This window comes from Bacillus cereus group sp. MYBK222-1 (assembly GCF_051916425.1).
In the GTDB taxonomy this organism is placed as follows: Bacteria; Bacillota; Bacilli; order Bacillales; family Bacillaceae_G; genus Bacillus_A; species Bacillus_A paranthracis.
Genome location: NZ_JBQAGP010000003.1, coordinates 308806 through 325405 on the forward strand (window position 1 = coordinate 308806; position 16600 = coordinate 325405).

A 16600-nucleotide genomic window follows, 5' to 3' on the forward strand; every position below is an offset into this window, starting at 1 on the left:
AACTTAATAGTTTAATATAAAATTGTATAAAACTTTCTGAAAATGAATTACATATTATTACATTCTTTTTACAAAGTTTTACACATCCATTTATATTGTAACAAAAATTCCAATGATTAGAAATATGACATTATGTCTTTTAAGATAGATTTAAGGAAAGATTATCTTAATATAAGAAAAGCTATCCAAAATAATAATTGGATAGCTTTTCAAACAAAATATTACGCTGCTTTAGGCGCTTTGCTTTCATGTCCACGTTGAACAATGAACAAGAAGATCGTTGATAAAATAGCACCTGTTAATAGTAAGATGAAGCAACCATCCCAGCCAGAACGATCAACAATAACACCGATTGCTGCGTTTGCTACAAGACTTCCGCCTACGTAACCGAACAGACCACACATACCAACTGTCGTACCTACTGCAAATTTCGGTACTAATTCCATCGCACTTAAACCGATTAAGAATTGTGGTACATAAATTAAACAACCGATAATAGAAACTGCAATACTTACAACAAGTATGCTAGTTGCTTGCCAATATACAAACGTACCAATAACAACTCCGACCATACTAATGATACATAATGGCATACGTTTTCCTTTAAATAATTTATCACTTAAAAGACCAACGATTAATGAACTTGGAATTGCCATACCTTCAAAGATTGCATACGCCGCATGTGCTTCATTTTTTGAGAAACCTTTAACTGTCGTTAAATAAAGTGGAACCCAGTTAATAACGCCGAAACGAATTAAATAAACGAATGCATTTGCAATACATAAGAACCATACAAATTTATTTTTCACTACATACTTCATTAAAATTTCTTTTGGTGACATCTTGTTAGCATGATCTGCTTTTTCAAGATTTTCATAGTCATTACGATACTCATCAATTGGAGGAAGACCTTCTGATTCCGGTGTATCCTTCGCATTAATCCAAACAAGAACTGCAATTACCATTGCGATAATCGCTGGGAAAATAAACACGCCGCCTTGCCAATGGTTTTCACCAAAAATACCTACACCAATTCCGACAAGTGGTGGCACAAGCATTCCACCAACGTTATGTGAAATATTCCAAAGACCTGTTTTCGTACCACGTTCTTTCTTCGAGAACCATTTCGTCATAACGATACTACAAGGAGGTGCACCCATACCTTGTACAATACCATTCACAACAAGTAATGTAACGATCATCCCAAATGAAGATGCAAAACCGAAACAAATATTTACAAGCCCTGATAAGAATAAACCGACTGCGATAAAGCGCTGGGCGAAAGCTTTATCTGATAAATTCCCCATAAAGAACTTACTAAATCCATAAACAATTGCCATTACTGAACCTAGTAGACCAATTTGAGCTGTACTAAAACCATATTCTTGTACTAAATACGTACTTGATAACGTAAAGTTACTACGAACTAAATAATAAGCAGCATATCCAACTGAAATTCCGATTAACACACGAATACGTAGTAATCGATATACACGGTCGATCATATCCGCAGGCAATCTTTCAATTGCAGGTGCTGGCTTGAGCCATTTAAACATATTCTTTCGTCTCCTTTTCTCACTTCTGAGAGAGACGTTGTCTATTCCATATCTCGATTATTCCGCTATTTGATATATGTTGGTTCGTTCTTCTAACCGGCTGTCCTTCTATTTCTTTCTCGTTCTTCGTAAACATCGTTGGTACGCCAAACGAAACCTTTTCTAAAATGTGACCCGCTTCTTCTGATAAACAATAATCAATAAATAAATCCGCAATAATACCATTCGGTGCACGCTTTAGTTTCGAAATCGCATTAACAGATAGCCCTGTTTGCTCAGGTACGATACTTACAACTGGAAAGCCTTGTTTTTGAAGCATTCTCTGATCTCCCATGAAATTGATGCCTATCATATACTCACCACTCGCAACAAGCTCTACTGGCATGTAACCATTTACCGTTACTTCACCAACTTGCCCTGCAAAACTCTTAACATATTCTTTCGCTTCCTCTTCATCTACAGTATCAATAAGTGATTGAAAAAACGTATATGCTGTTCCTGAAACATTTGGATCTGGCATAACAATCTTTCCCTTATATACTGGATTTAATAAATCTTGCCACCTTGATGGATAAGGAAGTCCAAGCGGTGCTAATTCTTCGTTCCACCGCTCTTTATTAATCGCAATTGCCAGCTTCTCTACTTCATAACCGTACCAATAGCCGTCTTTATCTTTAACAGTTTTTGAAATACGGTTCGCATGCTGAGTCGTAACAGGAATAGATAGATTTTTTTGCTTCATCATTTGATGCGCGTCTACCGTACCGCCAATAATAATATCCGCTTTCGGATTTCCAGCTTCCTCTTCTACCCTCCGAAGAAGCTCTTCTGTCGAAAGACGAATAAATTCATACGTACAGCCGCGTGGTTTACAAAATGATGAAAGCAACGCTTCCCCAACTTCCTCGCGAGCCGCTACATACGCAACAAGATGACGATCATTCAAAATAGGGAGACCACTTTTATTATATTTAATAGAGGTCGTATCTCGAGAGCAACTAGACATCGCTCCTCCAATTACTAGCAAAAAGAAGAAAAAGGCTATCTTTCTCATGACACATTCTCCTTTACAAATACATTTGCGAGGGAGCTTTTCATATACATGACATTCCCATTATTATCACCGAGATATTGCACAACAAAATACGATGGATACACAGAAATAGTAAGAATGTCTTCACGCTCATTCTTTATACGCTTACCAGTTTTATAAGCGGTAACATAAGCGATCGGTTCATTCTGTGATTGTAATAACTTCTGAATTTCTCCGTAATCTGTAATTTGCTTTGCATACCGAATCGAATCAAGTATGTGCGTAAGATTCATCGCACGTTCTACATCACCTTGACGTACTATGACATCCTGTGCTGACGCAAAAAAATCATGAATACGTTCTGGTGTGTAATACAGGCTTAACAAATACGTTTGCAATGCTGAAATCATTGGATCCGTACCATTCTTTCCGTACATATCAGCCCCGTACTGGAACAAGTCACCTACTGCAAAAGTACGCTTCTGACCATTCAAGTACGTTACTTCTCCAGTAAATACTTGTTCTTGATTCTTAGCTTCACTCGGATTGATTTGAATTCGGTCAAAAAATGAAACAATCGTATGCAAACGAACTTCATCCGTTATAACAATTTCTCCCCACTTTTCATGCCTAACCTTCATTTCAGTAGGCAGGGATTCATTCACTCTTTGTAAAACAGCTTGTTTGTCATTCACAATTGTGATCCGATTATATATTTGCTTCTCCATCACATAAAACAAAATAAGAGAAACAATGATACAAAAGACAAACATAAGAATTTGAAATGATAGCCTTTTCATTTCTGCCTACCTCCAAGATAAAAAAACGTTGTTTCGAAAATATCGCATAATTGTTTCATAAATGTATCATTTAACCGCTTTCAAGTTTTTTATGTCTTCCATCCGTCTCGGAAGTAAGAATGTAATAAATATGGTAGTACCAACCTCTTCACTACTCTCAATCCGCATACTTCCGCCCTGCTTATTCATAATCTCCTGACAAATATACAAACCATACCCATTCCCGTAACTTGAAGAAAGTACCTTCCCTTCTGGCGATTCATTCCACTCTGCCAGCACCCCTTCATCGATACCAATGCCATCATCATGAACAAACACCTTCGCCTCACGCTCATTTACAATGACATTCATACGAATTTGCGTAGCATCGCTATATTTTATCGCATTATCAAGTACGTTTAAGAAAATCTGTTTCGTCTTATCGAAATCGGCAACAACATATACATCTGTTAACTCATTGATAACTTCAATCTCAAACTTCTGCAGACGAGGTTTCACGATTGAAACTGCTTCTTCGGCTAACTCCTTTATATTCACAACTGTAGGTGATATTTCAAACGTACTCGTCCCGTACTTTGAAGACTTAAGTAATTCCTCTACAAGTGATAATAAACGCTCACTTTCTACAGCTACATAACGCAAGCTCTCCTGTACATCTTCCTTCGCCTTTAACTTCGGAATTAAATCCACATAGCCAATAATCGCCGTTAGCGGTGTTTTTAGCTCATGCGTAATACGGTCTAAGAAATCTTTCTGCTTCTCTTTCTCTTCCTTCAATTGCTTAATATGTAGTTCAATCCCATCAGCCATCGCATTAAAAGACGCTGAAAGCTGCGCAATTTCCACATATTCATTTAACTCAATCTTACTTTTATAATCACCATTCGCAAGCCGGTGCGCCATTTGTCTTAACTGATCAATCGGCTTATGAAGAGACTTTGCCAAACGAATTGCAAAGAAAATACCTGCAGCTACGAGACAAAGAGACGTCATTAAAAACGTCCAACCAACATTTGTTAAAACTTCCTTCTCACCCGTTAACTCATTTATAAAACGAACACTACCAATGACATCGTTTCCATAATAAACCGGGCTTGAAAACAAAAGAATTGGAGCTGGGTCTCCCTCTTCAAACACATACGATTTCTTTCCCTTCAAGGAACTCTCAATATCAATATTCCGATGAAGAAGCGCTCCCTTTTGCGTATCCGCAACAACATCTCCATTCTTCCCAATCATCTGTACACGGACATCCATGCGCTTCGCTAAATACGAAGCAATTAAAAGTGAATTCGGACCGAGCGTCTCTACCTCTGCTTCCTTCTCTAAATAATTCATCGTATAAATTTGTGCTTCTACACTTAACTTTTCCAAAGAATTTGCTGCGTTATGATACATATTCTTTTCTAACGTAATATAAACAACTGCGTACAAAAGGACAAAAATCGGGATTAACAGTCCAACGATTCCAAATACCATATTTCTTTTTAAAGACATACCATCACCACTTAACAATCTAGTTTATAGCCAACGCCATAAATTGTCTTAATATATTCTCCGCTATTCCCTAACTTCTTCCGCAGTCTTTGTACCATAATATCAACCGCTCGCGTATTTCCGATATATTCAAATCCCCATACTTTCTCAAGTAACTCATCTCTCATAAATACACGTTGCGGATTTGAAACAAACAACTGACATAAATTAAACTCTCTGTACGTTAACTGAACCTCTTGTCCACTCACATGCACTTTTCTTTCCTTAGGACAAATCGTTATCTCTCCCGCCTCGATTACTTCATGACTTACCGTTACCTCTGTCTTCTTCACGCGCCGCGCCATATTCTTAACCCGAAGAATAAGCTCCGCATAATTAAATGGCTTCGTCACATAATCATCAGCACCCAGCTGCAAACCAAGCAATTTATCATTCATCTGACTCTTCGCAGTTAACATGAGTACTGGAATATCCCGATCCTTCTCACGGAACAAACGAAGCAACTCATACCCATCTGTATCTGGAAGCATAACATCCAAAATCAAAACATCCGGCCCTTCCTTCCATCTCTCTAAAGCTTCTCTCCCGTCAGCCGCCGTAAGCACTTCATATCCTTCCATCTCAAGCTGCATCCGAATCAAATTACGAATACTCGACTCATCATCCACTACAAGTATTTTCATTGTTCTCCTCCTTCCATCCTGTATTATAGTACAGTTTAGTATAGCAAAAATCTTATAAAAAAAGAGAGAGTATTGTCGAACATATGTTGAACGACAATACCCTCTCCTTCACTTATTAGTCTTACTTATCATACCCATTAGGTTTCTTCTGATGCCAATTCCAAGCATGCTCAATGATTGTCTTCACATTTACATACTGAGGATCCCAACCTAACTTCTCTTTCGCTTTCTGAGAAGAAGCAACTAAACGTGCTGGATCTCCCGCACGACGTGGTGCTACCTCAGCAGGAATTTCATGATTTGTAACTTCACGAACTGCATCAACGATTTCTTTTACACTGAAACCATTACCATTTCCTAAGTTATAGAAATCACTCTCTCCGCCGTTCTGCAAGTCTTTAAGACCTAAGAAGTGAGCCGCTACTAAATCTTCAACATGAATATAATCACGGATACAAGTACCATCTGGTGTATTATAGTCATCACCAAACATCATAATCTTCTCACGTTGACCTAACGCCACTTGCAATACAAGAGGAATTAAATGTGTCTCTGGGCGGTGATCTTCCCCAATAATACCATTTGGAGTTGCACCCGCCACGTTAAAGTATCTGAAAATCTTATAACGTAAATTAGAAGCTTGGCTATACCAATGAAGCATCTTCTCGATTGCTAACTTCGTCTCCCCATACGTATTCGTTGGATTTGTCATCGTTTCCTCAGTAATAAGGTCTACATCTACCTCACCATACGTTGCCGCAGTAGAAGAGAAAATAAACTTATCTACCTTAAACTCATCCATTACCTCTAATAAACAAAGTGCACCATACACGTTATTATTATAATATTGAAGAGGCTTCTCCATACTAACTCCAACTAAAGAATCAGCTGCGAAATGCATAACAGCCTCAATATTTTCTTGTGTAAACACATCTCTTAAAAATGCTTTATCACGAAGGTCACCATTATAAAACTTCGCACCTTCCGTAATTGCATCCTCATGACCCGTTTGTAAGTTATCTACTACTACTACAGATAAACCTTCGTCTACTAATTTTTTCACAGCGTGAGAACCGATATAACCAGCTCCGCCGCAGATTAGGATTGAACTCATTGTCTTCCTCCTACTATATATTAGGATTTTTTATTCACTCTCTTATTATAAAAGGTATACGACTGCTCGTATACCTTTTGTGTACCTTTATTACTTAGCAACGAAATAATCCGTTACATATTGTGCCCAAACTTCGTGACCTTTAGCAGTTGGGAAACCAAACTCTTCTTTTAAGTATGGTAGGATAGCCTTTGTTGTTGCATCTGGCCACGCTCCCCAATGATCAATATATGTATAATTATTTTGCATCGCAAATTGCTTTAACGCCTCAATTGCTTTCGGATAATTCTTCGCACCATACACTGGGTTTGGTGGCTGAATCATAATCGTAGCACCCTTTGCACTAGTAGCAAGTGCTTGAACAAACTTCTGTGTACTCGCAACAGAGTTTCCATTACCAGTTTTACCATTGTCAGTAATAAATGGTGGTTCAAATAAAATCACATCTGGCTTTTCTTTCGCAATCTCTTTATCACGTTTATTCGTAATTAACTCGTCTGTACTTTCACCCTTATATTCCTTTACCGTCACATTCCATAAACCTTTACCATAAGAAGCATCTAGGTTAGCCGTTAACTTAGCTGCCCAAGCACCTTTTTCAGATGAAGAAGCTTCATCACCAACAATAACAAGATTTACTGCCTTTTTATCTTCAGCGGCTTTCTTTAACTTCTCTTTCACTTCATCTGGTAAATTCTTCGCATATGCTTCATTAAAAGATGACTTCGCATCTTGTTTCTTCTCTGATTTCTTCGTTCCACTATCTTTCACTTCAGACTTCGCTTTCGTTACTTCACTCGTCTGTCCCGTCGCATTCGCAATCTTCTTATTCCAATATAATTTACCGCTCACAACCGAAGCGACAAACAATACAAAAATAACTAGGACAAGTACTGCTTTCTTATTCATCGATTCACCTCATCTATTATTCTCACAACATATAATACTAATATAAATTCACGCAAAAATAAACCCAACTCCTACCAAAGGAGTTGGGTTATTACATATTACTTAGTCACTTCAAGATGCGCTCTTAACTTATTCGTTAAATCTTGTTTCGCTGCATCTGGAACATAGTAGTACCAAATACCATCAGCGGCTTTGTGACCGTCACCTGGAATTTGAATATCCTCACTATTTTTCAAGCAATCTTTATAATTCTTTTGCATATCAAACATTTGATCTTGTGTTAAGTTTGTCTTCACATTCTTTTGAATCGCTGTTAACACATCACCGTAGCTTGATAAAGAAGAGAAGCTTGCACCTTTCTTAATAACAGCTTGCATCACTTGACGTTGACGCATTTGGCGTCCGAAGTCTCCGCGAGGATCTTCTTTACGCATACGTGTGAATGCTAGAGCTTGGTCACCTGTTAAATGTACATTGCCTTTAGCAAAATGATGACCATTTTGTGTAAACTCTAAATCATTATTTACATCTACTCCACCGACTGCATCAACAATATCTTTAAATCCTTCCATATTCACTTCAATATAATAGTTAATCGGTACATTTAAGAATTTTTCTACTGTCGCTACAGACATATCAACGCCACCAAATGCATAGGCATGGTTGATCTTATCACTTTTTCCCTTTCCAACAATTTCTGTATATGTATCACGAGGGATACTTACTGTTTTCATTGAATTATTTTTAGGGTTTAATGTAATAAGCATTAAAGAATCTGAGCGACCTTTATCATCACCACGTTCATCGGCTCCTAATAATAGGATTGAAACTGGTTCAGATTTACTGATTTTTTCTTCTTGTTTATTGCCTTCATCGCGCTTTAATGGTTTATGAACTTCTTCTAATGTTTTTGAGACTTTTGAATATACATTATAGGCATATACTCCACCGCCTATAATTATTACCCCTATAATCCCTAGTATCCATAATAGGATTTTCTTTTTCATTGCTATAGACCTCTTCTTTCCATTATTCCGGATTTCCCCAGATAATACAAATACTAATTTAGTCCATTATACTAGGAATGATATTCTATAACTAGTATATTATCATTCCCGTAGGCCTTTAATTATTTTACTTTATAGTAATCTACATACCAATTAGTAAACTCTTGTAAGCCCTTTTCGATAGATGTCTCAGGTTTAAAGTCCACAGCTTTCTGCAACAAATCCGTTGATGCGTAAGTAGCCGGTACATCACCTGGCTTAATAGGTTCAAAATCCTTTTTAAACTCTACTGCTCTTCCTAATGAGTTACTCAATGCTTTCTCTAATGCTTTAATAAATACCATCAACTTTTCAGGGTTATTATTACCGATATTAAATACTTTATGCTTTACATCTTCTATAGGCGGATTGCTTAAAAGACGTTGAATCCCCTCAACAATATCATCTATATAAGTAAAGTCACGATATAAATCATTTGCAAAGTCACCATTATTAAATATCTTAATGGATTCATCATTGAAATACTTATTTGTAAAACCAAAGTAAGCCATATCCGGACGCCCCATTGGTCCGTATACTGTAAAGAAACGCAACCCAGTTGCAGGAATCTTGTACAAGTGACTATACGTATGTGCCATTAACTCATTTGATTTTTTAGTAGATGCATACAGTGATACCGGATTATCTACAAAATCTGTTTCCTCAAATGGAACTTTTTTATTAGCACCATAAACAGAACTTGATGATGCATATACAAGATGATCTACTGGATAATGTCTACATGCTTCTAAGATATTATAAAAACCAATAATATTGCTTTGAATATATACATCAGGATTTTCAATTGAATATCTCACACCAGCTTGCGCGGCTAAATTCACTACAATATTTGGCTTGTACTCTTTAAAAACCTTAGTAATCATATCCTTATCAGAAATATCACCTTTAATAAAGGTAAACGTTTCATATGGCTTAAGTTTCTCTAAACGAGCATATTTAAGTTTCACATCGTAATAGTCATTTATATTATCAATACCTATTACTTGGCACCCTTGTTCTAGTAGTTTTTTAGATAAAAAATATCCTACAAAACCAGCTGCTCCAGTAATAAGATATATTTTACTATTATCTAGAGGCTTGTAGTTCAATGTTATTCAACTCCTTCATACGATCTCTATTTGTTGATTTTCTGCCAATGGAATGATATTCTATGCCCACTTCTTGCATTGCTTGAACATCATAAATATTTCTTCCATCATAAATTAGTGGTGTTCTCATTAACTTTTTATACATCTCTGGAGTTAGTGCTTTCACTTCTCCCCACTCGGTGAAGATAAAACAAACATTAGCCCCTTCTAATGCCTGTTCAATGTCTGTAACATATGTGATATTCCCATTTTTATTTCTTCCCTCAGGATATACTTTCGCAAAATTATTTGCACCGACCGGATCAAAAGCATAAATGTCTGCACCTTGCTCTAGTAGTAGAGGAATATTTTCAAGAGAGGCAGCTTCCCTTAAATCATCTGTACCAGGTTTAAATGTCAAACCTAGTACCGCCACTTTAAGACCATTAAAAGTAATTAACCTTTGGCTCGCCTTTTTGTATAATAAAGTCTTTTGATCCTTATTCACATCAATTGCAGCCTTTATGGTTCTTAGTTCATAGCCATTTTGTCGCGCTAAATACTCTAATGCTTTAGTATCTTTAGGGAAGCATGAACCACCAAAACCAATACCTGCATTTAAGAACTTACTTCCAATACGCTCATCAAAACTCATGCCTTTTGCAACATCTTGAATGTCCGCACCAACTAGCTCACAAAGGTTTGCAATATCATTCATATAAGAAATTTTAAGAGCTAAGAAATCATTGGAAGCGTACTTAATCATTTCAGCGGATCGTCTATTAACTGAAACGATAGGTAAATGAAATGGTTTATAAAGATTCATTAATACTTCTTCCGCCCATTTACTTTCAGTACCGATAACAATTCTTTCTGCATATAACGTGTCATGAACAGCGGAACCTTGAGCTAAAAACTCTGGGTTTGATGCAACTTCTACTTTCACATCATTAACTAAAAAGTCTTGAATAAATTGTTCAACTTTATCATTTGTTCCAATTGGAACAGTTGATTTTACAACAACGAGACAATCTTTTTCTACACTTTCAGCAATTTGTTTTGCAACAGTTGCAATATATGAAAGATTAGCAGAACCATCTGCTTGTTCTGGAGTTCCAACTCCAATAAAGATAGCATCTGCATCTTTATATGCTGATTTATAATCTGTTGTATAATTAATTCTTCCAGCAGCGTAATTTTTTTGCATTAAACCCTCTAAATCCGCTTCATAGATTGGTGAAACACCAGACTTCATTAATTCAACTTTTTCTGCATCAATATCGACACAAGTTACTTGGTGTCCAACTTCTGCGAAACATACACCAGCCACTAGACCGACATATCCAGTTCCTGCTACTGCTATTTTGTACATATTTACCTTCCTCTTCATATGATAATTAACAATTCTATATTCCTCAATAATATAGAAGAGACAAGAATTCTACTATTGTGTATTATTGCCCAATATTCATTTCATAAAGAAAAGCCCATCATTTAGTATCCCACTAAAATAAAACTAAATCCCCTTTATCTTTTTAGCTGGTACCCCAGCATATAATGAATCTTTATTAATCTTACCTTTAACAATCGAACCAGCACCAATAACAACATTATTTTCAATAGTCGTTCCTGATAAAACCCTTACCCCTGCTCCTAACCAAACATTAGAGCCTATACTAATAGAATTAGGGATTACTGGATTATCCCTATATATAGTTCCAGATGTATAATCATGTTCAAAGGAAACAATCGTACAATTATGTGCAATAGAAACATCTTTTTGTATTTCTACTCCACCAGTAGCGTCAATATAACATAAAGGGTGAAAACTAACATTATCTCCTACTACTAAATTTTCTAGCTTAAAGAAATATACCCCGGGTCCAATTACAACATTCTCTCCACAAGATTTACATAAAACCTTAAATATAGTATATCTTATGCCTAACCCTAAATAACCTGGCACGTTTCGATTTAACACCAATAAGGAATACAATACCTTCCGTGGAAATAAACCCCAAATTCCTATCACTATTCTTAAAAAAATTTGGAATTTCTTTGCTTTTTCTCTTCCTCTCAACTTTTTCAAGCCCTCCCCGTTAAATAATTAATAATATCCCGTTTTACTTTATTTTTGTTTGCACCATACTTAAATCTCCAAATAAACAAAACAAGCATTCTACAAGGGACTGGATAAACTCTATATCTATTAATAATTTTTGGCACTGGATGATTATTTTCTTTTAAAATATTAAACAGTGTAATTCTTGCCAAATCCTTATTTAAAATTTTCCCTAGCCTTTTTTTCATAGATACCTTTTTTATGGACGAACTTGTATTATTCTGATGTCTCCTATAACACATTAAAGGTTCCTTAAAAGCATACCCCTTATTATAAGCCAATAATAATTGTACTAAAGCAAAATCTTCTCCCTGAATTAGGGTAGGAAATCCACCAACCTTAATAAAATCATCTTTCCTTACAATAAGACTACTAGTAGGAACTGAATGAATACGAAAATTCCAATCAAAATCTACTATTTTTGGTGGTAAAGTGTATAAATCAAATACTTTTTCATGATTTTCTAAAATTATACTATCTACTTCAATATCATCATGTATTATTAAACCGTTTGAAAATACAAAAGAAATATCCTGTTCCTCTTTAAAAATTCCCATTTGTTTTTCAAGTTTATTAGGAAACCAAATATCATCAGCATCAAGAAAAGCAATAAAATCCCCGGTAGCAATATTTACACCTTTATTTCTTGCACTAGAAGCTCCACTATTTTTTTGAGTAACATATTTAAATCTTTCTTTATTATTTTCTAACCATTCCAGCGTTCCATCCGTTGACCCATCGTCTATAATAATAATTTCTTTATTTTTATATGTTTGATTTTCTACACTTTTCACCGCAAATTCTATTAATCGTCCCGGATTATAACTTGGTATTATAATACTAACTAATGGCTCTTTCATCAATCTACATCCACCTTAAAAGCTTCTTTAAATTCGTTAAAGTAGTTTATCTTTTTTTCTTTTAAAATCCCCTCTCTATAATTCCTAATCACATTAATTCCTAAATTAGAAAGTTCACTTAGTAAGGAAGGAGATTCCATTAATCTTCTAATTGCTTGAGCTAATCTCTCATAGTCACCAACAGGAGCTATACACTCTTTAGGTAAAATTTCAATTGATCCAGAAACCTCTGTTGATACTACTGGTAATCCCCTAGCTAATGATTCAAGTACTACCCTTGGCATACCTTCTGTAAGAGAAGATAGGACAAATAAATCATTTTGATCATATAAACTAAAAAGTTCCTCTCCCCATGATACAAAACCATGGAATTTTACATATTGTTCTATTTCCAACTCTTTTACAAACTGTTTTAATTCTGATTCAAGGGGACCTTTCCCTACTATATTTAATTGAATATTATAATTAAAGTTTTTTATAATAAAATGAACTGCCTTTATTAAAGTTCTTTGATCCTTATAAGGACTTAAATTACCTACATTAATTATCTTAAAGGGTTCTGAAGTTTGCTCCCAAACCCTTGGTGCTTTAATAAAGGAATCCGGTAATCTTAAATCACTTATTACTGCTGCTTTAATTATATTTTTGGGTGCATATCTTTCTTTTAAAGTATCAGAAACATAAATACATCCGTATGCTCCTTCAAGATGCTTCATATGCATTTTTAAAAAAATTTGCTTTACGAACTTGGCAAAAGGAATACCTCTAGCCTTTAAAAAGCCTTCGTGCATTGATTGCTCGCCTCTACTTTCAACAACATAAGGCTTTTTATATTTTTTTAAAGCACCGAACGCCAACTCTGCTTCAAATGATGGACTATGTAATATCCCACCATCTAATGATTTAACTAATAAATTAATCTTATTTCTTAACTTTATTATACCCATCGCATCCATTTTCTTAATAACAGATGAGTCAATAAACCTAACATTCTTATTATCAGCTCTTTTACATCCAGTTGGAAGCTCATTTACTTTTTTTAATGGAGCTAAGACAAAAATTTCATTAAAACTTTTAAGATACTCATCCCACATCGTATTATTATATGATGTCGTTGTCCAAACCCCACCTTCACTTTCATAGTATTGTGAACTTATAGCAAAAATTATTTTCATGCATTAAACCTCTTTTTCTTAAATTTTATATATATTATTAATGGGAAGATTAAAAATAAATCCTTTGTAACATGCCATAATATTAACCTTGAATCGTGCAGTAAAAATTCCGCACCAAATGTAACTAACAAACCCGCTACAACGGGTGTAATACTCCCAAATTTATTTCTATTTATTACTTCATTTATAAGTTCTAGGAAATAGCCAAATATAATTGCTAAAGTCCATATTCCTAAAAAGCCAAAGTTCACATAACTTTCTGCCCAGAATCCTCCTATTTTTGCTGTAGTAGGCCTATATTGTTCATAAAACCCTCTACCAGATTCCGCATCATGAGACAAGGCAATCATACCCGGAGGCTTATTAGGTACAATCCAACTAGGTAACATAGTTAAAGCAGCGTCTACATAGGTCTTTCCATGCTGGTAATCAATATTACCATTAGGTTGTAATTCCTTATAATATAACATCCAAATATAATAGCGCCCTAAATCTGTAGCAATTGTATAACCGGGTGTCAATTGTTCATATTGATTTTGAATAGACTCTCGGTAATTACTATCTACCAAATAATCAGTGCTATATTCCGAATACTTGAATAATTTATATTGTGTGAGTAATGGTATTAATATAATTGTAATTACTATTAACTTTGTAATATTAAATTTTTTATTCAAATAATTTACATAGATATGTAATCCCCAAAATGCATAAACTAGAATAAAAAATCTGCTACCTCTATCTAAGTTAAATAAAGAAATTAAGACCACAATAACTAGTAAATATATTAACCCCAGAAACTTTACATTCTTACCTTTCTTAGTGACTTTACTAGCCCAATTAAAATATAAAAATATTAATCCTACACTAAAAAAATCATTTAAAACATAAAGAGTACCCGTTAATACACCTAAGCCTATCCCTGACTCTATAATTATATTTGCACTAAAACCAACCAGTATATAAACTAAAGCGATGAAAGAAATATTAGGTACTTTTATTTCTTTATTCTTAAAAGCTTCTTTTTTTATCCTCCATTTAATATTTTTTCTAATATAGCCCCCAAAATAAAACAATGGTATCACCGGTAATGAAGTCCAAGCGATAATAGCTATTAGGTTTGTAAAATCTGATGGTAAATTATTCGCAATCGGCTGATGCGTTATTAGATGGTACAATGGAGAATAGATAAAAATTAGTATTGAAGTATACGTAAAAATAGCCCAAATATCCAAAGTGGGTATCTTACGAAAAATTATTAATATTATTCTTCGGATGATAAATAAAGCTGTAATTGCAATTGGGATTAAAGCAACTACTTCATTGGTGCTAAAAAATAAAAGTGATATTGAACTAAGTATTACAAGTAGGGCTACGAGTAATACATTAATTAATAGTGGGAATGAAATTACATTCCCACTATTTCTCATGTTACTGTGCTTCATAACTTACTTTCCTTTCATTTTCTTTATTCACCCTTAAAATTATTACAAATCTTCCAATTGCAGTAATACAAGAGCCTACAAGTAATGTAACAGCAGCACCGTATAATCCCCATATCGGGATTAGTAAAAATGCACAAATACATGTTGCAATTAACATGAAAATAAGCTGAGGTAACTCATTCTTATAAGTTTTAGTAGCGATAGTTGCGTATCCCATAAACTCAGCAGGATATCTAAAAATAGTCGCTGCCATTAAAAGTGTTAAAAGTGAAGAATATTCAATATAATCTGACCCAAAGAGAATATACAATAAGAACTCTCCAAGATAAAAGGTCAATAATGTACTTATTAGACCTAACATCAAGCCAAAGGCAACTAGTTTATTAAATAATTTATTAAAATCAATTTTCGACCCTCTATCACTATAACGAGATAACCTATTGCAAAACGACTGCCCTATCGCCCCAACGAGGGTATTTCCTGCTATCATCAGATACGAGAGAGCTGTAAAATAACCTAATTGTTCTGTATCAGTATAATAAGTAATAAAATATCTAGTTATATTTGTATTTAATGAATATAGAAGTGAGATAATTCCTAAAGGTAACAAGGACCTATATAAATAACTAACCTTTTTTATATCATTAGGTAATTTCAGGTAATCTTTAATATTTCTCTTCTTATTCACATTAATTTTAGAAATATCGTATATTAAAAGAGTTGCTAACCATGATAATCCTATACTAAGAGTGGCCAATAAAATATCTCTTGTGAAGTAGTAAAAAATAAAAAATAAAAAAGTTGATGAAATACCTTTTATAAAATTTGAAAACCCTACCTCGTGAAGCTTTTCTTGTTGTTGCAAAATACCATAAACTAATTCAGAAACTAATTGAACATTTTTTGCTAACAAGTAGATAAATACTAATTGTATTACATCCGAACTAGCTTTTGTAATAAAACAAATGCCTAAGGATACTATAGTTGCTAATATTACATTTAAAAATACGATTTCAATATACGCAGATGAATTACTTTCTTCACTGGTAACTTTATTTCTAATTTGCATCGTAAAAAACATGTATACAGGACCTGTAATCGCTAGCATTAATCCAAACTCTCCAACAACTTCAGCATTACCTAATCTCGCCAATATTATTATTATTAAAAATTGTGATGCCATAAAAAATGCTGATCCCATAAAAACCGATATAACCTTAAGTAACATAGACTTAGAATTAATCATAATATCATATAACCCTCTTACCTATA

General features: G+C 34.5%; 15 protein-coding genes. All 15 read right to left on the reverse strand.

Annotated features, from left to right (window positions below):
- Positions 1-221: 221 nt before the first annotated feature.
- The 15 genes from ACTFR9_RS17530 to ACTFR9_RS17600 all read right to left on the reverse strand — a co-directional run bounded on the left by ACTFR9_RS17530 (position 222) and on the right by ACTFR9_RS17600 (position 16574).
- A complete protein-coding gene (locus ACTFR9_RS17530; RefSeq protein WP_000477605.1) occupies positions 222-1556 on the reverse strand; it encodes an MFS transporter in 1335 nt (444 codons plus the stop codon).
- 19 nt (positions 1557-1575) lie between these two features.
- On the reverse strand, positions 1576-2610 hold the full coding sequence (locus ACTFR9_RS17535) for an ABC transporter substrate-binding protein (protein ID WP_098486929.1): 1035 nt from the start codon (positions 2608-2610) through the stop codon (positions 1576-1578).
- Entirely contained in the window at positions 2607-3389 is a 783-nt protein-coding gene (locus ACTFR9_RS17540; protein ID WP_076856033.1) for a DUF3919 family protein, read from the reverse strand. The genes ACTFR9_RS17535 and ACTFR9_RS17540 overlap by 4 nt, the downstream gene beginning before the upstream one ends.
- A 66-nt stretch (positions 3390-3455) precedes the next feature.
- On the reverse strand, positions 3456-4886 hold the full coding sequence (locus ACTFR9_RS17545; protein ID WP_000054049.1) for a HAMP domain-containing sensor histidine kinase: 1431 nt from the start codon (positions 4884-4886) through the stop codon (positions 3456-3458).
- An 11-nt stretch (positions 4887-4897) separates the two neighbouring features.
- Positions 4898-5569, reverse strand: coding sequence for a response regulator transcription factor (locus ACTFR9_RS17550; protein ID WP_229136619.1), 672 nt, complete (start codon positions 5567-5569; stop codon positions 4898-4900).
- 121 nt (positions 5570-5690) lie between these two features.
- Positions 5691-6683, reverse strand: coding sequence for a UDP-glucose 4-epimerase GalE (galE, locus tag ACTFR9_RS17555; RefSeq protein ID WP_000095013.1), 993 nt, complete (start codon positions 6681-6683; stop codon positions 5691-5693).
- A 90-nt stretch (positions 6684-6773) separates the two neighbouring features.
- Positions 6774-7592: an SGNH/GDSL hydrolase family protein gene (locus ACTFR9_RS17560; protein ID WP_001034180.1), complete on the reverse strand. Its 819-nt coding sequence runs from the start codon at positions 7590-7592 to the stop codon at positions 6774-6776.
- A 98-nt stretch (positions 7593-7690) separates the two neighbouring features.
- Positions 7691-8599, reverse strand: coding sequence for a polyisoprenyl-teichoic acid--peptidoglycan teichoic acid transferase TagU (gene tagU, locus ACTFR9_RS17565; protein WP_229136618.1), 909 nt, complete (start codon positions 8597-8599; stop codon positions 7691-7693).
- A gap of 122 nt (positions 8600-8721) precedes the next feature.
- Complete coding sequence (locus tag ACTFR9_RS17570; RefSeq protein ID WP_229136617.1) at positions 8722-9747, reverse strand: GDP-mannose 4,6-dehydratase; 1026 nt, start codon at positions 9745-9747, stop codon at positions 8722-8724.
- Positions 9725-11098 (reverse strand): UDP-glucose dehydrogenase family protein, encoded by a 1374-nt coding sequence (locus tag ACTFR9_RS17575; protein ID WP_229136616.1) that lies wholly within the window; start codon positions 11096-11098, stop codon positions 9725-9727. Before ACTFR9_RS17575 ends, ACTFR9_RS17570 begins: the two co-directional genes overlap by 23 nt.
- Positions 11099-11242: 144 nt before the next feature.
- Entirely contained in the window at positions 11243-11806 is a 564-nt protein-coding gene (locus ACTFR9_RS17580) for an acyltransferase (protein WP_229136615.1), read from the reverse strand.
- A 5-nt stretch (positions 11807-11811) separates the two neighbouring features.
- Entirely contained in the window at positions 11812-12708 is an 897-nt protein-coding gene (locus ACTFR9_RS17585) for a glycosyltransferase family 2 protein (protein ID WP_440049009.1), read from the reverse strand.
- Complete coding sequence (locus ACTFR9_RS17590; protein ID WP_229136613.1) at positions 12708-13883, reverse strand: glycosyltransferase family 4 protein; 1176 nt, start codon at positions 13881-13883, stop codon at positions 12708-12710. Before ACTFR9_RS17590 ends, ACTFR9_RS17585 begins: the two co-directional genes overlap by 1 nt.
- Positions 13880-15328: an O-antigen polysaccharide polymerase Wzy gene (locus tag ACTFR9_RS17595; protein ID WP_229136612.1), complete on the reverse strand. Its 1449-nt coding sequence runs from the start codon at positions 15326-15328 to the stop codon at positions 13880-13882. Before ACTFR9_RS17595 ends, ACTFR9_RS17590 begins: the two co-directional genes overlap by 4 nt.
- The gene (locus ACTFR9_RS17600) at positions 15315-16574 is read right to left on the reverse strand and encodes an oligosaccharide flippase family protein (RefSeq protein ID WP_229136611.1); all 1260 of its coding nucleotides are present in this window, start codon (positions 16572-16574) and stop codon (positions 15315-15317) included. Before ACTFR9_RS17600 ends, ACTFR9_RS17595 begins: the two co-directional genes overlap by 14 nt.
- Positions 16575-16600 lie beyond the last annotated feature (26 nt).

What these genes read in the sequence shown, in the direction of transcription:
- ACTFR9_RS17600 (WP_229136611.1), bottom strand. Translation starts at nt 16,574, where the DNA reads ATGATTAATTCTAAGTCTATGTTACTTAAGGTTATATCGGTTTTTATG.
- ACTFR9_RS17535 (WP_098486929.1), bottom strand. Translation starts at nt 2,610, where the DNA reads ATGAGAAAGATAGCCTTTTTCTTCTTTTTGCTAGTAATTGGAGGAGCG.
- ACTFR9_RS17575 (WP_229136616.1), bottom strand. Translation starts at nt 11,098, where the DNA reads ATGTACAAAATAGCAGTAGCAGGAACTGGATATGTCGGTCTAGTGGCT.
- ACTFR9_RS17550 (WP_229136619.1), bottom strand. Translation starts at nt 5,569, where the DNA reads ATGAAAATACTTGTAGTGGATGATGAGTCGAGTATTCGTAATTTGATT.
- ACTFR9_RS17530 (WP_000477605.1), bottom strand. Translation starts at nt 1,556, where the DNA reads ATGTTTAAATGGCTCAAGCCAGCACCTGCAATTGAAAGATTGCCTGCG.
- ACTFR9_RS17540 (WP_076856033.1), bottom strand. Translation starts at nt 3,389, where the DNA reads ATGAAAAGGCTATCATTTCAAATTCTTATGTTTGTCTTTTGTATCATT.
- ACTFR9_RS17595 (WP_229136612.1), bottom strand. Translation starts at nt 15,328, where the DNA reads ATGAAGCACAGTAACATGAGAAATAGTGGGAATGTAATTTCATTCCCA.
- ACTFR9_RS17560 (WP_001034180.1), bottom strand. Translation starts at nt 7,592, where the DNA reads ATGAATAAGAAAGCAGTACTTGTCCTAGTTATTTTTGTATTGTTTGTC.
- ACTFR9_RS17585 (WP_440049009.1), bottom strand. Translation starts at nt 12,708, where the DNA reads ATGAAAGAGCCATTAGTTAGTATTATAATACCAAGTTATAATCCGGGA.
- ACTFR9_RS17545 (WP_000054049.1), bottom strand. Translation starts at nt 4,886, where the DNA reads ATGTCTTTAAAAAGAAATATGGTATTTGGAATCGTTGGACTGTTAATC.
- ACTFR9_RS17590 (WP_229136613.1), bottom strand. Translation starts at nt 13,883, where the DNA reads ATGAAAATAATTTTTGCTATAAGTTCACAATACTATGAAAGTGAAGGT.
- galE (WP_000095013.1), bottom strand. Translation starts at nt 6,683, where the DNA reads ATGAGTTCAATCCTAATCTGCGGCGGAGCTGGTTATATCGGTTCTCAC.
- tagU (WP_229136618.1), bottom strand. Translation starts at nt 8,599, where the DNA reads ATGAAAAAGAAAATCCTATTATGGATACTAGGGATTATAGGGGTAATA.